This window comes from Psychrobacillus syltrankelensis (genome assembly GCF_055454035.1).
Genome location: NZ_CM144227.1, coordinates 1,355,313 through 1,375,037, shown reverse-complemented (window position 1 = coordinate 1,375,037; position 19,725 = coordinate 1,355,313). Strand labels below are relative to the sequence as shown.

15 protein-coding genes and 1 pseudogene are annotated in these 19,725 nt (G+C 35.5%); 11 read left to right on the top strand and 5 right to left on the bottom strand.

The window, feature by feature from the left end; genetic code table 11:
* Positions 1-462 precede the first annotated feature (462 nt).
* Positions 463-1,812, top strand: a complete 1,350-nt coding sequence (locus ACTSKG_RS06940; RefSeq protein WP_464757412.1) for an amino acid permease — start codon at positions 463-465, stop codon at positions 1,810-1,812.
* Here the strand turns inward: ACTSKG_RS06940 and ACTSKG_RS06935 are convergent.
* From ACTSKG_RS06935 to ACTSKG_RS06925, 3 genes are all read right to left on the bottom strand, one after another.
* Positions 1,797-2,423, bottom strand: a complete 627-nt coding sequence (locus ACTSKG_RS06935) for a LysE family transporter (protein WP_464757411.1) — start codon at positions 2,421-2,423, stop codon at positions 1,797-1,799. The genes ACTSKG_RS06940 and ACTSKG_RS06935 overlap by 16 nt on opposite strands.
* Before the next feature lie 132 nt (positions 2,424-2,555).
* Complete coding sequence (gene rnjA, locus ACTSKG_RS06930) at positions 2,556-4,223, bottom strand: ribonuclease J1 (RefSeq protein ID WP_464757410.1); 1,668 nt, start codon at positions 4,221-4,223, stop codon at positions 2,556-2,558.
* Positions 4,224-4,226: 3 nt separating this feature from the next.
* On the bottom strand, positions 4,227-4,436 hold the full coding sequence (locus ACTSKG_RS06925; RefSeq protein WP_464757409.1) for a DNA-dependent RNA polymerase subunit epsilon: 210 nt from the start codon (positions 4,434-4,436) through the stop codon (positions 4,227-4,229).
* 281 nt (positions 4,437-4,717) lie between these two features.
* Here ACTSKG_RS06925 and ACTSKG_RS06920 point away from each other — a divergent pair, with 281 nt between their 5' ends.
* Both ACTSKG_RS06920 and ACTSKG_RS06915 read left to right on the top strand, forming a co-directional pair.
* Positions 4,718-5,491, top strand: a complete 774-nt coding sequence (locus ACTSKG_RS06920; protein WP_464757408.1) for a Cof-type HAD-IIB family hydrolase — start codon at positions 4,718-4,720, stop codon at positions 5,489-5,491.
* A gap of 19 nt (positions 5,492-5,510) precedes the next feature.
* Positions 5,511-6,449, top strand: a complete 939-nt coding sequence (locus ACTSKG_RS06915) for a carbohydrate kinase family protein (RefSeq protein WP_464757407.1) — start codon at positions 5,511-5,513, stop codon at positions 6,447-6,449.
* 630 nt (positions 6,450-7,079) lie between these two features.
* On the opposite strand, the gene def is transcribed toward ACTSKG_RS06915, so the two are convergent.
* Complete coding sequence (def, locus tag ACTSKG_RS06910) at positions 7,080-7,637, bottom strand: peptide deformylase (protein ID WP_464757406.1); 558 nt, start codon at positions 7,635-7,637, stop codon at positions 7,080-7,082.
* A gap of 133 nt (positions 7,638-7,770) precedes the next feature.
* On the opposite strand from def, the gene ACTSKG_RS06905 reads away from it, so the two are divergent.
* The 5 genes from ACTSKG_RS06905 to lpdA all read left to right on the top strand — a co-directional run bounded on the left by ACTSKG_RS06905 (position 7,771) and on the right by lpdA (position 14,341).
* Entirely contained in the window at positions 7,771-8,418 is a 648-nt protein-coding gene (locus ACTSKG_RS06905; protein WP_464757405.1) for a YkyA family protein, read from the top strand.
* A gap of 1,027 nt (positions 8,419-9,445) precedes the next feature.
* Positions 9,446-10,558 (top strand): pyruvate dehydrogenase (acetyl-transferring) E1 component subunit alpha, encoded by a 1,113-nt coding sequence (pdhA, locus tag ACTSKG_RS06900; protein WP_464757404.1) that lies wholly within the window; start codon positions 9,446-9,448, stop codon positions 10,556-10,558.
* Positions 10,559-10,561: 3 nt separating this feature from the next.
* A complete protein-coding gene (locus tag ACTSKG_RS06895) occupies positions 10,562-11,539 on the top strand; it encodes an alpha-ketoacid dehydrogenase subunit beta (RefSeq protein WP_464757403.1) in 978 nt (325 codons plus the stop codon).
* Positions 11,540-11,572: 33 nt separating this feature from the next.
* Positions 11,573-12,925: a dihydrolipoamide acetyltransferase family protein gene (locus tag ACTSKG_RS06890; RefSeq protein ID WP_464757402.1), complete on the top strand. Its 1,353-nt coding sequence runs from the start codon at positions 11,573-11,575 to the stop codon at positions 12,923-12,925.
* A 3-nt stretch (positions 12,926-12,928) separates the two neighbouring features.
* A complete protein-coding gene (gene lpdA / locus ACTSKG_RS06885; RefSeq protein ID WP_464757401.1) occupies positions 12,929-14,341 on the top strand; it encodes a dihydrolipoyl dehydrogenase in 1,413 nt (470 codons plus the stop codon).
* Positions 14,342-14,381: 40 nt separating this feature from the next.
* Here the strand turns inward: lpdA and ACTSKG_RS06880 are convergent, their stop codons facing one another.
* Positions 14,382-15,008: a TetR/AcrR family transcriptional regulator gene (locus ACTSKG_RS06880; protein WP_464757400.1), complete on the bottom strand. Its 627-nt coding sequence runs from the start codon at positions 15,006-15,008 to the stop codon at positions 14,382-14,384.
* A gap of 105 nt (positions 15,009-15,113) precedes the next feature.
* Between ACTSKG_RS06880 and ACTSKG_RS06875 the strand changes: the two genes are divergently transcribed.
* The 3 genes and pseudogenes from ACTSKG_RS06875 to ACTSKG_RS06865 form a co-directional block, all read left to right on the top strand.
* Positions 15,114-18,161 (top strand): efflux RND transporter permease subunit, encoded by a 3,048-nt coding sequence (locus ACTSKG_RS06875; protein ID WP_464757399.1) that lies wholly within the window; start codon positions 15,114-15,116, stop codon positions 18,159-18,161.
* A gap of 86 nt (positions 18,162-18,247) precedes the next feature.
* Positions 18,248-19,060 carry a polysaccharide deacetylase family protein gene (locus ACTSKG_RS06870; protein ID WP_464757987.1) on the top strand — a complete coding sequence of 271 codons (813 nt, stop codon included), beginning with the start codon at positions 18,248-18,250 and terminating at the stop codon, positions 19,058-19,060.
* A 437-nt stretch (positions 19,061-19,497) separates the two neighbouring features.
* Positions 19,498-19,677 (top strand): annotated as a pseudogene (locus ACTSKG_RS06865) (IS110 family RNA-guided transposase); the annotation flags it as partial.
* Positions 19,678-19,725 lie beyond the last annotated feature (48 nt).

Below are 19,725 nucleotides of genomic sequence, written 5' to 3'. Positions count from 1 at the left end.
TTTTTCTTTTTTACCCGGTTTTTCTTACAGAATAAGATATTATATGGATTATCATCCTGCGAAAACTGTGTTCTTAGTACTTTAAAGAATTAAATAGTGCCGTTGAATTCCTTTCCAGGTGGACGTTTTCCGCGAGTATTTTTTCTCTTATTAGCCAAACCAAACGCATCATGTCCACACAAATTCCAAAAGGGCTCGTGACACATCCGCCACAAGATAACCAGAAAAAGTATAGCTGGAATTGACGTAGTCACTTTCTGCAACAAATTTTACGGCGAGTAAGAGCAAGAGCAAATGGTCCAAAGTGCTCAAAAATTGGTAAGACAAGACGCACTTAAAGGGCGCTTGGGCTTTTCTTAATAGATTAATCTTTAGAAGTAGACTATCCATTTTTTACACCAACGAAGACTACATATTTATAAATCCTTGTGTAATACTACGAATACATGGAGGTGCTAGTGGGTGTCAAAACAAAGTTCTGGAAAAAGTAAAAATGAAGGTCATCTTGCTTGGTGGCAATTATCCTTAATTGGAGTAGGATGTATCATTGGTACAGGTTTTTTCTTGGCATCTAGTATTGCAATTCAAATGACAGGACCATCCGTTATTTTAGCTTTTTTTATCGCAGCTACTGGGACGTATATTGTGTTTGAAGCTCTTGCAAAAATGTCAGCTAAAGATCCCCAAAAAGGTACATTTCGAACTTACGCAAAAAAAGCATATGGACGCTGGGCAGGATTTAGTAGTGGATGGGTTTACTGGTGTTCTGAAATACTAATAATAGGTAGTCAGCTGACTGCAATTTCGCTTTTAACAAAACTTTGGTTCCCAAATGTTCGGTTGTGGTGCTTTGCTTTAATATACGCTATTTGTGGACTTATTGTTCTTTTTATTGGAGCAAAGGCATTTGGAAAAGTAGAAAGTATATTCGCTATTATGAAAATTGCAGCCATCTTTATGTTTATTGTTATTGCCATTTTAGCGCTAACTGGTGTAATCGATGGCAATCCAAAAGGAGAAATTCCTAAATCATTTGGTGAATTTTTCCCAAAAGGAGTCCTTGGATTTTGGAGTGCACTTTTGTTTGCCTTTTTCGCTCATGGTGGAATAGAAGTAATGGGTGTTATGGCTATTCATCTAAAAAAGAAAGAAGATGCACCAAAATCCGGGAAAGTAATGTTAGCCCTTCTTGGCTTAATTTATGTAACTTCACTTACTTTGGCGCTATTGCTCGTTCCTTATACCGAATTTAAAGATAAGAAAAGTCCCTTTGTTACTGCATTAGCGGATTTTAATTTAGATTTTTTCCCACACGTTTTTACTGCGGCAATTATTATTGCTGGCTTTTCAACAATGTCTGCTTCTCTATTTTCAGTCACCACAATCCTCACGACGCTATCGGAAGAGGGAGATGCTCCAGCAATATTCAGTAAACAAACAAAAAAAAAATTCAAAATGCCACTACCTGCAATTGCACTAACTTCCATAGGACTTGTAATATCTATAGTAACTTCTTTAGTATTACCTGATAAAGTATATGAATATATAACAACTGCTGCAGCATTAATGTTGCTTTATAACTGGTTATTTATTTTGATGTTTTATCACAAATTGATTGAGCCTACTAATGCGGATAAAGTAAAAAGAATTATCGGCATAATTCTTGTATCCGCTGCCGTGAGCGGATCACTTTTTCACTCAACAAGTAGACCTGGTTTTTTTATTAGTTTAGCGTTCATAATTGTGATAGCACTTGTGATATTAGTGTTACGTAAGCGTTGGAAAAGAGAAGAGTCTCAAAAGAGTGTGTGATAAGCCTGAATACCAAAGTATATACCAAATGCAATCATTGATAGGGAAGAGACTATAGAAATAAAAATTAAGAACTTGATTGACAGGTATTTTCTTGCACCACTCGAAAGAATAGACATAAATGTATCCCATAAAACAATTCCTAAAATAATTGCTAAGCTAAAAATAATTAATTGTTTCTCTTCGAGTGAATTAGAACTTTCCGCAAGAACAGAACCGTATATTCCTAACCAAAATAGAATTGTCAAAGGATTCAATAAGGAGATTAGAAATCCAGACAGTAATGCCTGTCTTATACGAATACGTTTTCCGTATTTCATATCTAAAGTAATCTTATTAAGTGCTAGTAAATTTTCTACACCAGTATAAGTAAGAACAAAGCAACCAAAAGACCAAAGGAATATTTTTATAAAAGGCGAATCGATGAATTGACCAACTCCAAAATAAACCATAATCATATAAATAATATCAGCCGTTAATGCACCAACTCCAAAAATAAATGCGTGAAAAAAACCATTTTTTATTCCAGTATCTAATTGTGCTGCATTAACTGGGCCAACTGGTGCAGCTAAAGAAATTCCTAAAAGGATATAGGTGAAAATTGAGTTCATTTTATGTCCTCCATCTAAATAGATATCTTGTATCATATTCACAGAAGGTACCTTGTACAACTGAATAGACGCAAAAAAAATCTACAAAATAAAAAACCTCAGATTAAAAAATCTGAGGTTTACTTTGACTTATTATACTTCCATTATAATAGGTAAAATCATTGGACGTCTTTTTGTTTTTTCATATAAATATGGACTTAAAACATCTGTAATTTCATTTTTTAGCTCAGACCATTCAACAGGTTTATCTTGAATTGTAAAGCGTAAATGTTTGTTTAACATTTGCTGTGCTTCATTTATCATTGTACCGGATTCACGCATATAAACAAATCCACGGGAAATGATATCTGGTCCAGAAACAATTTTTTTCTTTTCCATATCCGCACTTACTACTACGATAACTAAACCTTCTTCTGATAAAATACGGCGATCTCTAATGACAATATTCCCTATATCGCCAATACCACTTCCATCAATGTATACGTCTCCAGAAGGGATTCGACCAGCTACATGAGCTTCATTTGCACTTAACGCAAGAACATCCCCGTTTTCCATAATGAAGGTATTTTCAGGAAGTACATCACAGTCTACAGCAAGTTCTGTATGAATTTTCAACATACGATATTCACCATGAATCGGCATGAAAAATTTTGGTTTCATTAGACGAAGCATAAGCTTTTGTTCTTCTTGAGAACCGTGTCCAGATGTATGGATATTATTCAGAGAACCATGTATTACTTCTGCTCCAGCACGGTAAAGGAGATTGATTGTACGATTAACACTTGATCTATTACCAGGGATTGGAGAAGAAGAAAATACAACAGTATCTCCTGGCTGAATTTGAATTTGGCGATGAGTTCCATTCGCAATTCGAGAAAGCGCTGCCATTGGTTCTCCTTGACTACCTGTACATAAAATTAGTACTTCGTTGGCAGGTAAACGATTCAATGTACTAACATCGACAAATGTTTCTTTAGGTGCAGTAATATAGCCTAATTCACGACCAATCGTAATTGCGTTGTCCATACTTCTACCAAAAACCGCTATTTTACGGCCGTGTTGTACAGCTGCATCTGTTACTTGTTGAAGTCTATGAATATTTGAAGCAAAGGTAGCAAAAATAATTCGACCATTTACTTTTCTAAAGATGGAATCCATACTTTCTCCAACTTTACGTTCTGACATAGTAAAGTTAGGAACTTCTGCATTGGTACTATCTGAAAGTAAACATAAAACGCCGTCACTTCCGATTTCAGCCATTTTTGTCAAATTTGCTGGTTCGCCAACAGGAGTAAAATCAAATTTAAAATCACCTGTATGTACGATATTACCAGGTGGTGTTTTTACAACAATTCCAAACGCATCGGGAATACTATGTGTCGTTCTAAAAAAACTAACTGCTGTTTTTCTAAACTTAATGACATCATTTTCTTCGATAACATTCATTTTTGTTTGACGAAGTAATCCATGTTCTTCTAATTTATTTCGAAGTAAGCCTAAAGCTAATTTTCCACCATAAACAGGTACATTGATTTGCTTCAGTAAATAAGGTATTCCACCAATATGATCTTCGTGACCATGTGTAATAAAAAGACCTTTAATTTTATCCACATTTTTTACTAAATACGTGTAGTCTGGGATAACATAATCGATACCCAATAAATCATCCTCTGGGAATTTAATCCCAGCATCAATTAAAATAATTTCATCTTGAAATTGAACAGCATAAGTATTTTTGCCGATTTCGCCTAGTCCGCCGAGGGCGAAAACTGCTGTTTGATCATTCTTTACAAACTTCATAGATTATATCTTCTCGACTTTAAAATTCAAACTTGCTTGTTCGTATTCTAAATGATTACCTTCAAGAAGTTGAATTAATTCGATATTATACTTACGATCTTTTAGAATAGAACGAACATCACGCTCTGATTCTGCTTCAACATATAGGCTTTTTGTGTTTTCGCGAACTGGTACTTCTAGTGCATTTTCTTGATAATAAACTTTATAAATCATTTTATACTCTCCTTTTTCACGTTCAAAATAAATCAATTCTCTTTATATTATCATGCCGCTTATTTAAAATAAAGAAAAGCCCTCCAAAATATGAAGGGCATAAAAATTTATGCTATCGTTTTTTTTCTGAGCATTCCACCGAGCCGTCTCAACAATTTCCTTTTCAGGCGTTTCAACATGGCCAACCACTCCTTAAACTCCATTATATACGGGATTGAAAAATATGTAAAGTATTTTAACTGAAAAGTCAAATAATTAGTTATATGAAAAGAGGTTTTATTATGGAGAAGAAAATATTATTTTTTGATATTGATGGAACAATTTTAGATGAAGATAAAAATATACCTGTAGGAGTAAGTGAAGCTATTAGTGTAGCAAAAGAAAACGGTCATGAGATAGTTATTGCGACAGGGAGGGCACCTTTCACTGCAAAAAGCGTTTTAGATCAATTAAACATAGACTCATTCATTTGTTATAATGGTCAAATCGTTCAGTTTAAAGGAGAAGTTATACACAACGGTATAATAAGTAAAAATGAGCTACAGAAATTAACTGATTTTGCAAAAAGACGGGAGCAACCAGTAGTTTATATGGATAATTCCGAGTTTGTGTCGAATCTACCGAATAGTGAATACGTTTTTGAAAGTTTGTCCACTTTGAAAATCTCGATGCCGCGGACTGAAGAAAAGTTTTTTTTATCAAATGATATTCATCAAGCACTAATTTTTTGTGATTTTCATGATCAAAAGCTATATGAAGAAACTTTTCCAAATTTAAAGTTTGTCCGTTGGCACCGAGTATCATGTGATGTTCTCCCAAAAGATGTGTCCAAAGCCAAAGGGATAAAATTGCTTCTGTCTTATTTAAATAAAACACCAGAGGATGCTATAGCATTTGGCGATGGACTAAACGATTTAGAAATGTTTGAATATGTAGGAACTAGTGTGGCGATGGGGAATTCTGTTGAGGAATTAAAAAAATATGCAACATTAATTACAGATCATGTTTCGGAAAATGGTCTTATTAACGCAATGAAACAGTTACAACTCATTTAATAATAGTAAGGAGATTTACATGAGCAGTTCACCAATAAAACATATATTAATTTACGGAGATGCGTTTGTTGATTATATTGCAGATGACTCGACTAATAAGCAATTTAGCAAGTTTTTAGGAGGAGCCACAGTCAATGTTGTAGCCGGTATTTCTAGACTTGGAGCTTATTCATCTTTTATAACAATAACAGGAGAAGACCCAGTGTCGAAATTTGTTATTGAAGAACTTGAAGCGGAAGGGGTAAATCTGTCCTATGCAATAATAAATCCCGAAAAACGGGTAAGTGGTGTATATGTTCATTTAACCGAAAATAATGATCGAATTTTTCATTCATATGAGGATGAAACGCCAGATATTCAAGTAGAATTCTCTTTATTGGAGGAAGAAGCCTTTCAAAAGGCATCCGTTTTTCATTTTTGCTCTGGCACTTTATTCCACTCAATAGCACTTAATACTACAAAACAGATAGTAGCTAAAATTAAGGATTTGAATGGATTTTTGTCTTTTGATGCAAATATTCGACCGTTAAGATGGAAAAGCGAAGAAATTTGTAGAGAAACAATTATTTCATTTTTTTCACAGGTAGATTTATTAAAATTAACAGAAGAAGAACTATTCTTTCTAACTAAAACGGAAACCTTGGAAGCAGGAATTGAACATTTACAAATGTATCAAATTCCAGTTGTACTAATAACTGTAGGTGAAGAAGGCACTTATGCGGTAATAAATAAGGAATTGACACATGTCCCTGTTAAAAAAGTAGAACCTGTTGATACTACGGGAGCAGGGGATGCATTTATGGCAGGTATACTTAGTCAGATTCATTTGAAAGGAAAACCAAAATCAAAAGATGAGTGGGTGGACTATATTTCATTTGGCAATAAGCTTGGTGCCATTTGTGCAACAAAGTTTGGAGCATTGTCAGCAATGCCTCGAATAGAGGAATTGAATATTTAAAAAGAAAACGCGCTCATTTACAAGTCATAAATGAACGCGTTTTAAGATGCTTTGCTATTATAGTCACATAGTTTCCCACACGTTAACTAAAGCTCTGAAATAGTGAAGAATAAGATACGCTAATAGATCGTTAGAACTTTTTTATAAGAATGTATATGCATCATCCCCCTGAGAAACCAGAGTGCATCGTAGATTATAGAATTAAATAATACCGCGAATTTACGTTTTAGGAGGACGCGTTCCGCGGGGTGAGCGATAAGCCATCACCACAGCTCACACGTTTCGTTGTGAACGTCGTAAAGTTTGGTGATTTTTTGCTTATCCAAATGGCAAGCGGAACCAGAGAAAAAATAGGTAGTATCTAGAGGTAAATAAGAGAAGAGCTTCCGATGGTATCTTGGGAAGCTTTTTTTCTCTAATTAGCCAAATGAAACGCATTTCCTCACAATTCCAAGAGCAAGAGGGCAACGGAAAAACATTTGCCTTAGGAAGACAGAAAATGAGGAGTTGGAAGTGATAATATCACTTCCAACTCCTCAAAATACACCGGTATGTAGGTGAGGTTTAGTCCAAATCACTCAGGAATTAGTGAAGACAAGATGTACATTTAGGACGATTGCTCTTTTCTTATTAAGCACGATCATACGGTACTGCGTCAGGTATTTCTGCGTACGGATTAATTTTATTAATATGGTCGTAAAACATTATGCCATTTAAATGATCTAACTCATGTTGGAAAGCTATTGCAGTTAGTCCCTTTAAACGTTTTTTAAATGGTGTTCCGTCAGGGAAAAATCCAGTTGCAGTGATACGGGAATATCTTGGAACATAACCTTCAATAACTTCATCTACAGATAGACAACCCTCACCAGCAGTAATATAAGTTTTTTCTACAGAATGGCTAATAATTTTTGGGTTAATTGCAACAAAGCTTACTATATTATCTTCTTCATCTGTTAAATGTAATGCAAACATTCTTTTTTCAGCATTGACCTGAGGTGCGGCAATGCCTATACCTGGTCTTAATTTGTATTTTTCTACCATTTCATCATTTTGACTATTAATTACATACTCTAATAATTCAGATGCTAGTTTTTGATCTTCTTCCGATAATGGAAAAGTCATTTCTGGTGTTTTTTTACGAAGAGACGGATGACCATCTCTCACAATGTCTTTCATTAATATCATATGGATCGTCCTTTCAAATTTCATATTTCTATTATATCGAAAAATGATCATTAACTAAACAAAAAGAGCCAATTAGTCAGTTGAATTTAGAAGCTAGAACAATTATAGTGAAATAAATATGGGAGGGTGTTTTGTGAAAAGAATTAAAAATATTGTAACGGTGAGCTTAGTTTTATTGTTATCAGCTTGTTCTTTCGGAGAAAATACGGAAGAAAAGTTATCCAACATCTTAACTGAAATTTATAATTCAGAGTCGGATTATAGAAATGTGCAATTAGAACTAAGCGAAACTGAGAAAAAGGAACAAACAAATTTTCAAAGTATGATGGAGCTAACAAAAGATCAAAAAGAGAAATTGACACAACAGGTAGAAGAAAATGCAAAATTATTGGAAAAGCGTTTAGAACTAGTGAAAAAAGAATCTGCATCTATTAAAAAAGCATCTGAAAAAATGGTAGATATTGATACACTTATTTCCAACACAAAAGATGATTCGGATAAGGATAATCTTAAAAAAATGGAAGAAGCATTGAAAAATAGATATGCTGCCTACGATGCATTAACAGATCAATATAATAATCTTGCTAATTTACAAGATGAGTTATATAACATGTTGATAGATGAAGACGCGGAAGTTAAGACGATTCAAGATAAAGTTGCAAAAGTTAATGAACAGAATGAAGTTGTCCAAAAAGCAGTAGACAAATTTAACGAGCTTACTACACAATTAAACCAAGTAAAAGAGAAAGTTTTTGCTTCATTAGAAAAAGAAGATAAATAACAAAAGAAGATTAAAATAGAACTAGCTTGAGGACAAAAGAGGCTGGGACATAACTAATCGAGGCTGGGACATAACTAATCTATAAATTAAAAAAACGTGAAATCGGTAACTCGATTTCACGCTTTTTACTTCATTTTTGGAAATACGTCGTCAAGAGTTTACCCTCTTAGTATATATTTCCGCAAGTTTATCTGGAGTGATTTCATTTTGAAGAAGCTCTGGGGAAACAGCGCGAGCTGAAAGCCCCGCAGGAGCAAATCGACGAGGAGATTGAAGCCATGCCCCCGGAAGGCGTCCGCCGTAACGGAAAACAACTACAGGTAAATTTCAATAGAAGCCCCGAAAACTTTACTGGTCGTAAAATTTTCGAGGCTATTTGTTTTTGTGGAGAGCTGTCCCAACCTCCTTTTGATTTTTATTGGAGAGCACTCTGGAAGAACGTACTAGCGACAAGTCTCCACCTTCGCTTCTAAAGAAGTGAGGGAAATAAAAAGCATTTTACGTTGAAAAACGGGTATAGAATACTAATTAAACAATATGGAGGTATTTATACGAAGACTCTTTTGTGGCTAGTCCCATTGCTCACATGCTCCAGCACAAGCTTTTCGAAAAACTAAATCCTATTTTAATTGAAAAATTCATCGAATAGTTGCTAATTAAAAATCTAATTTATAATTTTTCTGTTCACTTAAGCGTGAGTTGAAAGGGTAGCCGATTATTCGTACGCGTAAAGCGAACATCTTTTCCAGATTCACTTTGTCTTACTGTTTATTTTTTAGTGGTTGTTTAAAGTCTTAGTAACCAATATTTGTGTTATATATTTATTATTAGATTGATAGTCTGATATAATACAGACAAAAATATATACTAGTACAGTGATGAATATTTTCAATTTTCTTTCAACAGAAATCGTTCGTTTTAGATGATTGACCGATGTTTTAAACTTGAGTATACTAAAAAAGAAATATTGTTGTATCACTTATTATAATAAGAAATTTTAATACAGAAGAAAAGGAGAGTTGCTATTATGGCTGCAAACAATTCACCGCAGTTAGATCCACAGAAAACGCTTCAAGAAATTGAAGAAAAGTTTGAAATGTTCCAGATTTTAAACGAAGAAGGGACAATTGTAAACGAAGAAGCAAACCCTAATTTATCAGAAGAAGAATTAGTAGAATTAATGAGTCGTATGGTTTATACGCGAATTCTAGATCAACGTTCTATTTCTTTAAACCGTCAAGGACGTTTAGGGTTCTATGCTCCAACAGCTGGGCAAGAAGCTTCTCAGTTAGCTTCTCAATTTGCACTTGAAAAAGAAGACTTTATCCTACCAGGTTACCGTGATGTTCCTCAAATCGTATGGCACGGGTTACCATTATGGCAAGCATTTTTGTTTTCAAGAGGACATTTCATGGGGAACCAAATTCCTGAAGGTGTAAATGTTTTCCCACCTCAAATTATTATTGGTGCACAATTCATCCAAGCAGCAGGTGTAGCCCTTGGAATGCAGAAACGTGGTAAGAAAGCGATTACAATTACATACACTGGAGACGGTGGATCTTCACAAGGTGATTTCTATGAGGGAATTAACTTTGCTGGAGCTTTCCGAGTACCTGCAGTGTTTATCGTTCAAAACAATCAGTATGCTATTTCTACACCTCGTGAATTACAAACAGCTGCGAAAACAATTGCTCAAAAAGGTATTTCTGCAGGGATTCCTAGTGTCGTTGTAGATGGTATGGATCCATTAGCAGTTTATGCTGCAACAAAAGATGCAAGAGAACGTGCGCTTAGAGGTGAAGGGCCAACATTAATCGAAACTGTATGTTACCGTTATGGCCCACATACGATGGCTGGTGATGATCCAACTAGATATCGTACTTCTGAAACAGACTCTGCTTGGGAAAAAAGAGATCCACTTGTTCGTTTCCGTACTTTCTTAGAAGGTAAAGGTTTATGGAATGAAGAAAAAGAAGCAGAAGTTATTGAGAAGGCAAAAGAAGAAATTAAAGAAGCTATCAAAAAAGCAGATGGCGCACCAAAACAAAAAGTAACTGATTTGATTAATATCATGTATGAGGAAAATCCATATAACTTAGATGAGCAATTAGCTTATTACACTGAGAAGGAGTCGAAGTAACCGATGGCACAATTGACGATGATTCAAGCAATTACGGAAGCACTACGTACAGAGCTTAAAAATGATGAAAACGTTCTAGTCTTCGGTGAAGACGTTGGCGTTAACGGAGGAGTATTCCGTGCGACAGAAGGATTGCAAAAAGAATTTGGAGAAAATAGAGTATTTGACACTCCTCTAGCTGAATCAGGAATTGGTGGATTAGCAGTAGGGCTATCTCTTCAAGGATTCCGTCCAGTTCCTGAAATTCAATTCTTTGGTTTCGTTTTTGAAGTAATGGACTCTATTAGCGGTCAACTTGCTCGTATGCGTTTCCGTACAGGAGGAGTATTTAATGCCCCTGTTACGATTCGTTCACCTTTCGGAGGCGGAGTACATACACCTGAAATGCATGCAGACAGCTTAGAATTATTAATGACATCAACTCCTGGAGTTAAAGTTGTTATACCTTCTACACCTTATGATGCAAAAGGTTTATTGATCTCAGCTATCCGTGACAATGATCCAGTTATTTACTTGGAGCATATGAAGTTATATCGTTCATTCCGTGGCGAAGTTCCGGAAGAAGAATATACAATTCCACTAGGTAAAGCGGATGTAAAACGTGAAGGAACTGATTTAACCATCATTTCTTATGGTGCAATGGTCCATGAGAGCTTAAAAGCTGCTGAAGAGTTAGAGAAAGAAGGTCACTCTGTAGAAGTTGTAGACCTTCGTACAATTCAACCACTTGATATTGAAACAATTATTGCATCAGTTGAAAAAACAGGTCGCGCAATGGTTGTTCAAGAAGCACAAAAACAAGCTGGTATTGCGGCAAATGTAGTTGCAGAAATAACAGACAGAGCTATTTTAAGTTTAGAAGCTCCAGTATTACGCGTTACTGCTCCAGATACTGTATTCCCATTCTCTCAAGCAGAAACAGTTTGGTTACCTGGAGTTAAGGATATAGTAGAAACAGCTAAAAAAGTATTAACATTTTAATAACACAATTTTTAGGTAGAAAGGGTGAATACTATGGCATTTGAATTTCGATTACCGGATATCGGAGAAGGTATACATGAAGGCGAAATCGTTAAATGGTTTGTGAAAGCAGGAGACGAAGTTGCAGAAGATGATATTTTATGCGAAGTCCAAAACGATAAAGCAGTCGTTGAAATTCCTTCCCCTGTTAAAGGGAAAGTTACGGAAGTTTTAGTAAGCGAAGGTACAGTAGCGGTAGTTGGAGACGTACTAATAAGATTAGATGCTCCTGGATATGAAGATTTGCATTTTAAAGGCCATGACCACGAGTCTAATGCTGCAACTGAAAAAACAGAAGCACAAGTTCAATCTACAGCAGAAGCAGGTCAAGAGATAGATAAAGAAGCAACAAAAGCTCCTGAGAAGAAAGAATTATCTAATGAACAGCCAAAAGAAGTAGCAAAAGGTAGCAAACGTATAATAGCCATGCCATCAGTACGTAAATTTGCACGTGATAACGAAGTAAATATCGCTGAAGTTCTTGGTACTGGGAAAAATGGTCGTATCCTAAAAGAAGATATCGAAGCTTTCTTATCAGGTGATCAAAAACCGGCTGAAGTTGCAATCGAAACAAAAACGGACGAAGCTCCGAAAGAAACGAATAAAGAAGTAAAAGCTTCTGCACCAATTTCATTAGAAGGTGAATTCCCAGAAACGCGAGAAAAGATTTCTGGTATTCGTAAAGCAATTGCAAAGGCAATGGTACATTCTAAACACACTGCTCCTCATGTAACATTAATGGACGAAGTAGATGTAACAGAATTAGTAGTACATCGCAAAAAGTTTAAAGACATTGCTGCTGAGAAAAATATTAAATTAACTTATTTACCATATGTTGTAAAAGCATTAGTTAGTACTTTACGTGAATTCCCTCAATTGAACACATCTTATGATGATGCAACAAGTGAAGTTATTCAAAAGCATTATTTCAATATTGGAATCGCTGCAGATACGGACAAGGGATTATTAGTTCCTGTCATTAAACACGCAGACCGAAAATCAGTATTTGCTATTTCAGATGAAATTAACTCACTTGCAGGTAAAGCACGTGATGGAAAATTATCACCTGCTGAGATGAAAGGTGCTTCATGCTCAATTACGAATATAGGATCTGCTGGTGGCCAATGGTTTACACCAGTTATTAACCATCCAGAGGTTGCTATACTTGGAATTGGACGAATTTCTGAAAAACCTGTGATAAAAAATGGTGAAATTGTAGCGGCTCCTGTGTTAGCATTATCTTTGAGCTTTGATCATCGTATGATCGACGGTGCGACTGCTCAACATGCGTTGAACCATATTAAACGTTTGCTTAGCAGTCCAGAATTATTATTAATGGAGGCGTAAAAAATGGTAGTAGGAGATTTCCCGATTGAAACAGACACTTTAGTTATTGGTTCCGGTCCCGGGGGATATGTAGCTGCAATTCGTGCTGCACAAACTGGACAAAAAGTAGTAGTAGTAGAAAAAGAACATATCGGTGGCGTTTGTTTAAACGTTGGTTGTATACCATCTAAAGCTTTAATTTCTGTTGGACATCGTTTTGAACAAGCGAAACATGCAGATGATATGGGTATAACAGCTACTGATGTTAAAATTGACTTTTCAAAAGCTCAAGCTTTCAAGGATAGCGTTGTAAAAAAATTAACTAGCGGTGTTTCAGGTCTCTTAAAAGGAAACAAAATTGATGTAGTTATGGGTGAAGCATATTTTGTTGATGCTAACACTGTTCGTGTTATGGATGAAAAATCTGCTCAAACGTATACATTTAAAAATGCAATTATTGCAACTGGATCTCGTCCAGTAGAAATTCCTACGTTTAAATACACTAAACGTGTACTTAATTCAACGGGAGCTTTAAGCTTACCTGAAATCCCAGGGAACCTTGTTGTAATCGGTGGAGGTTATATTGGTACGGAGCTTGGTTCTGCATTTGCTAACTTAGGATCAAACGTAACAATTCTTGAAGGCGGCGATGATATTTTAGCTGGCTTCGAAAAACAAATGACAACTATCGTTAAAAAAGGCTTGAAGAAAAAAGGCGTTGAAATCGCGGTTAAAGCTTCTGCAAAAGGTGTGGAAGAATCGGAAACTGGTGTAGTAGTAACATATGAAGTTGGCGGAGAAGAGAAAAAAGTTGAAGCTGATTATGTATTAGTTACTGTTGGACGTCGACCTAACACTGATGAAATGGGTCTAGAAGAGCTGGGTATCAAATTTGCTGAACGCGGATTATTAGAGGTAGATAAACAATGCCGTACAAGCATAAATAACATTTATGCAATCGGTGATATTGTAGCAGGTCCTCAACTTGCTCATAAAGCATCATATGAAGGTAAGGTTGCTGCAGAAGCGATTGCTGGTCAATCTTCTGTTGTAGATTATTTAGCAATCCCTGCAGTTTGCTTTACAGATCCAGAAATGGCTACAGTTGGTTTAAATGAAGCACAAGCAAAAGAGCAAGGATATGACGTTGCAGCTGGGAAGTTCCCATTTGGTGCAAATGGTCGCGCACTTGCACTAAATGCTAGTGATGGTTTCGTTAAACTAGTTTCTCGCAAAGAAGATGGATTACTTCTTGGAGCACAAATTGTAGGTCAAGGTGCTTCAGATATGATTGCTGAACTTGGTTTGGCAATTGAAGCTGGTATGACTGTGGAAGATATTGCAATGACAATTCACGCACATCCAACTCTTGGAGAAATTGCAATGGAAGCTGCAGAAGTTGTTATGGGGCATCCAATCCATATCCTTTCAAAATAAAATTATAAGAAAAACTACTTGATAGATGAAATTTTCATCTTCAAGTAGTTTTTTTGTTTTCTATATTCACTAAAAATTCCACTTCTAAGTAAGGAGTCGTCAAACCAGCCACTAAAGAATCGATTCTAGCAAGTAGAAAAGTTGCTAACTTTTTAAAATCAAATTTTTTATTATACATAATAATTAACTCCACATAACCCTTAATGATGCCTTTGATAATCACAGTCATATCAGCAACATGACTTTGTATTGTTGAACCATATGCCTCCACTAACAAAGCTTTCAAAGCATCATTTAGTTGTTTATCCATTTCTTTCATTAATATGAACAACTCTCTGTCATCAGGCTTTGTTTGTTCTCTCAAAAGCATTAATATAAAGTCTGAATATTGATCTATTTCTTCAAATTGAATACATAAAAAAAGTTTAAGTTTCTCTTTTGGTGAACTATCCATATCATATACGCTCTTAATTTTTTTAGAAACTCTGTCAATAAATAATTCAAATATGGAGAAAAGTAAACTTTCCTTTGATTTGAAATATAAATAAAATGCTCCCTTGGAAATGCCGCAAGCTTCCGTAATTTCTTGAACAGAAGTTGTTTCAAAGCCGTTTTTTGCGAAAAGTTCAACTGCTTTTTCGATTATTAATAATTTTTTATCTGGCAAATGAACACCCTGCTTTCTAAATAGTTGACGAATGACTGACTGGTCATTTACTATTATAAAGTAATGTGACTGAGTGGTCAAAATAATCAAACCTGGGGGAGAATAATGAATTCCATAATTAACTTCGTAATGAAGAATAAATTAGCGGTATGGCTTTTAACATTGATAATAACGGTTGCAGGTATTTATGCAGGAACGCGAATGAAGCTTGAAACAATTCCAGATATAACAATACCTGTAATTACTGTAACAACTGTTTATCCCGGTGCAACACCTGAACAAGTTGCACAAGATGTATCTGAACCGTTTGAAAAAGCAGTTAGTAATCTAGCAGGTGTGAAAACGGTTAGTTCCACTTCTTTTCAAAATGCCTCTTCACTTCAAATCGAGTATACATATGGAGTTGACATGAAGGAAGCGGAAACCGAAGTAAAAGACGCATTAGACAAGATAAAGAAACCAGATAATGTGAAAGATCCTTCTGTTGCAAGAATTAGCATAAATGCATTCCCGGTCATCGCTTTAAGTGTTTCAAATAAACAAAAAGATTTAGAGTCGTTAACAAACGATGTAGAAAAAATAATTGTTCCTAAACTAAAAGGCATTGAAGGCGTGTCTTCTGTAGCAGTTTCAGGACAACAAGTAGATGAAGTAAGTTTAGTTTTTGACCAAGAGAAATTGGCTCAATTAGGACTAAATGAATCTACGATTAAAATGATCGTACAAGGAACTAATGTAACAATGCCTTTAGGTTTATTTCAATTTGAAGATGAAGAACAATCAGTTGTAGTAGACGGGAAAGTTACTACATTAGAAGACTTAGAAAATATTAAGATTCCGGTAGCGAATCCAGCGGGGATGACCTCAGTTACGCTAAAGGAAATCGCTAAAATTAACTTTATTGGAAAAGCGGAATCTATTTCTCGTACAAATGGCCAAGAGGCAATTGCCATTCAAATAGTTAAAGCGCAAGACGCAAATACGGTAGAAGTGGTAAATGCTGTTAAAGATATAATTCCAGAGTTAAAAAAAGATTTTGACGGTTTAGATCTTAAAATAACATTAGACCAAGGAGAACCAATCCAAGCCTCTGTTGATACGATGATTAATAAGGCGTTGTTTGGAGCATTATTTGCAGTCTTAGTCATTTTGTTATTTTTACGTAACTTTAAGTCAACAATTATTTCCATTATATCAATTCCACTATCCATATTAATTGCGTTTATTTTGCTAAACCAAATGGATATTACGCTAAATATGATGACTTTAGGTGCGATGACGGTTGCGATAGCTCGGGTAATTGATGATTCGATTGTTGTAGTGGAGAATATCTATCGTCGTATGAGTTTACCAAGCGAAAAACTAAAAGGTAGAGATTTAATTCGTGAAGCAACTAAAGAAATGTTTATTCCTATTATGTCGTCCACTTTAGTAACCATTGCGGTATTCTTACCACTTGGCTTAGTAAGTGGCATGGTAGGAGAGTTATTTTTACCATTTGCATTAACGATGGTATTTGCTCTACTTGCATCTCTTTTAGTTGCAGTAACGATAGTTCCAATGCTATCCCACACTTTATTCAGAAAGAATATGGAAAAAGGGGTAGGAGCTCATAAAGAAACACAAGGAAAACTAGCATCAGGTTATAAAAAAATATTAAATGGTGCATTAAACCACAAGGCAATCACGTCTATATTAGCTGTAATTGTTTTAGTAGCTAGTTTGTTTTTAATCCCTGTTGTAGGAGTAAGCTTCTTGCCTGATGAAGAACAAAAAATGATGTATGTAACATACACACCTGACGCTGGTGAAACTACTAAGGATGTAAACGCTAGTGTCGAAAAAGTAGAAAACTATTTCTTGAAAAAAGACAAAGTGGATATAGTTCAAGTATCTATCGGTGGAGCTAATCCAATGTCTCCAGGAGCTTCTAATAGCGCGTTAATGTATGTCACATTCGATTCAGATACAGCGGAATTTTCCAAAGTAAAAGAAGATGCATTGAAAGATATTCAAGCATTTGATGTGAAAGGTGAATGGAAATCACAAGAATTCTCTACAAGTGGTTCAAGTAACCAAGTAAGTTATTACGTTTACGGAAACAATAAAAAAGATATTGAACCAGTAGTTGAAAAAATCGCATCTATATTAGAAGATGAAAAGGATTTAAAAGATGTAGATACAAGCTTATCAAAATCATATAAAGAATATACATTTGTTGTTGATAAAGAAAAATTGACACAATATGGTTTAACAACAGCACAAATTGGTATGAAGTTAAACCCAAATGTCCCACGTGAAGTGTTAACAACTATCACAAAAGATAATCAGACAGTGGATGTGTATATCGATCAGCAGAAGGAAAAACCATCTTCCGTAGATGACTTACTAAAACAAACTGTTGCAACTCCAGTCGGACTTGAAGTTCCTATTTCTGAATTAGTAACAATTCAAGAAGGAAAAAGTTCAGACACAGTAAGTCGTAGAGAAGGAAAAATCTTTGCTAGTGTTTCTGGTACTTTAACTGCCAAAGATGTAGCCAAAACTACGAAAGATATTCAAGCTAAAATTGATAAATTAGATGTACCTGCAGGAGTGGAAATCAATACTGCTGGGGTTACGGAAGATATTGCACAAGCATTTACACAATTAGGTTTAGCAATGCTTGCTGCCATTGCAATAGTGTATTTAATATTGGTTATTACCTTTGGTGGAGGTCTTGCACCATTTGCAATCCTTTTCTCTTTACCATTCACTGCTATTGGGGCTCTAGTAGGCTTAGCGATTGCTGGTGAAACATTAAGTGTATCCTCGATGCTCGGATTGCTTATGTTGATTGGTATTGTTGTAACAAACGCCATTGTATTAATTGACCGAGTAATTCATAAAGAAAAAGAAGGGCTTTCCACACGTGAGTCTATTTTAGAAGCTGGTGCAACACGACTTCGACCAATCTTAATGACTGCACTTGCTACAATAGGAGCTTTAATACCACTTGCTATCGGAGCGGAAGGTAGCGGACTTATTTCGAAAGGTTTAGGAGTAACGGTTATCGGTGGTTTAACAAGTTCGACTTTATTAACATTAATTTTCGTGCCTATGGTATATGAATTTTTTGCAAAATTTAGAAGAAAAAAAGGTTCAAATAACTAAAGATACTTAAAATGGCTGTGTGGATATACTCTACACAGCCATCTTTTATTAATGGTAGAATTAGGGTGGAAGGAATGGTGATTAAATTGAAACTTGTAAAATGGTTCGTATTTGCAGCATTATTGCTTGTCCTCTCGGCATGTGCAGTGGATAAAGAAAAAACGAAAGATAAAGAAAGTGAACAACCATCGGAAGTGGCATCAGAAGAAACTGTAGTGGTAGCACCTGAAGAAAACATAGAACAACCTGTAGAAGAGGAGAAGCAAGAAATTCTCTACGAATTAAACCCTGCAAATTGGACTTTTAAACCTATAGGTGATGCCAATCCAAAAGTAGTACTAATTACAATAGACGATGCACCAGATAAATATGCAGTAGAAATGGCTACGACTTTAAAAGAATTAAATGCACCCGCTATATTTTTTGTTAATGGTCATTTTCTCGATTCGGAAAAAGGAAAAGCCAATCTAAAAGCTATTCAAGATATGGGATTTCTAATTGGAAATCATACGCAAACACATGCCAATTTAAAAAATAGCTCCGAGGAACAACAAAAGGAAGAAATTCTTAAAGTAAATGAGACTGTGGAAGCTATTACTGGGGAAAAACCTAAATTCTTCCGCGCTCCTTTTGGTGTAAATACGGATTTCAGTAGAGCACTTGTTCAAAGTGAAGGAATGCTCCTTATGAACTGGACGTATGGATATGATTGGGAAAAACAATATATGGATTCTGCTAAATTAACAGATATTATGCTAAATACAGAGTACTTAACGAACGGTGCAAATTTATTAATGCATGATAGAAAGTGGACAGCTGAAGCCCTAAGAGGAATAGTGGAAGGTTTCCGCGAAAAAGGATATGATTTTATCGATCCGCATACGATTAAGGGAATATAATAATTTGGGATAAGATATTTGCGTGAATATCATTTCACGCAAATATTTTTTGCCATAAACAGGTTGATTTTCGCTGCAGGCGGACGCATTCTTACCTCTAGTCAAGAGTAATTTCTATAAAAAGCAAATTAAAGATAGTAATCCATTCAACGAGTTGTTGCTTTCCGTTCCTGCGCTCGCTTTCCGCGGGCATGGCTTGAGCCTCCTCGTTCGCTTCGCTACCTGCGGGGTCTCAAAGCACATGCACCTGCCGCTTCGCTTTCGGTGCAGGAAAACATCTGCTATTCCCACAGGAGTCGAGTGCCTGAAAACTAAAAAAGGGGACTTATCAATAATCACCTTTAAAATTAATTACTCTATTAGGATTTTTTCCTTCTAATTTGCATGCCAAACAGACCTTGATAATGTCGATAATTTCGCAGCGAAAAAGTTCAGAAAATCAAATTGTAGATTATTATGATCAACTAAAAAAGCAACCTCAGAGTATGCATCATAAGGTTGCGGTAATCGCATGTGTGAATAAGTTCCTGAAAGTCGCATTTCACCTTATTCAACACGATATCCTATATGATTACGAATCCGCCAAAGTAGTTCGTAACAGGATAATCCAACTATAGCACTGAAGACCTTGCGAAAAAACAGAAATTCGTTATTATCTGTGCTTG

Coding starts and splice junctions, on each gene's coding strand:
- rnjA (WP_464757410.1), bottom strand. CDS start 4,223: ATGAAGTTTGTAAAGAATGATCAAACAGCAGTTTTCGCCCTCGGCGGA.
- lpdA (WP_464757401.1), top strand. CDS start 12,929: ATGGTAGTAGGAGATTTCCCGATTGAAACAGACACTTTAGTTATTGGT.
- ACTSKG_RS06875 (WP_464757399.1), top strand. CDS start 15,114: ATGAATTCCATAATTAACTTCGTAATGAAGAATAAATTAGCGGTATGG.
- ACTSKG_RS06920 (WP_464757408.1), top strand. CDS start 4,718: ATGGAGAAGAAAATATTATTTTTTGATATTGATGGAACAATTTTAGAT.
- ACTSKG_RS06915 (WP_464757407.1), top strand. CDS start 5,511: ATGAGCAGTTCACCAATAAAACATATATTAATTTACGGAGATGCGTTT.
- pdhA (WP_464757404.1), top strand. CDS start 9,446: ATGGCTGCAAACAATTCACCGCAGTTAGATCCACAGAAAACGCTTCAA.
- ACTSKG_RS06895 (WP_464757403.1), top strand. CDS start 10,562: ATGGCACAATTGACGATGATTCAAGCAATTACGGAAGCACTACGTACA.
- ACTSKG_RS06925 (WP_464757409.1), bottom strand. CDS start 4,436: ATGATTTATAAAGTTTATTATCAAGAAAATGCACTAGAAGTACCAGTT.
- ACTSKG_RS06935 (WP_464757411.1), bottom strand. CDS start 2,423: ATGAACTCAATTTTCACCTATATCCTTTTAGGAATTTCTTTAGCTGCA.
- def (WP_464757406.1), bottom strand. CDS start 7,637: ATGATATTAATGAAAGACATTGTGAGAGATGGTCATCCGTCTCTTCGT.
- ACTSKG_RS06890 (WP_464757402.1), top strand. CDS start 11,573: ATGGCATTTGAATTTCGATTACCGGATATCGGAGAAGGTATACATGAA.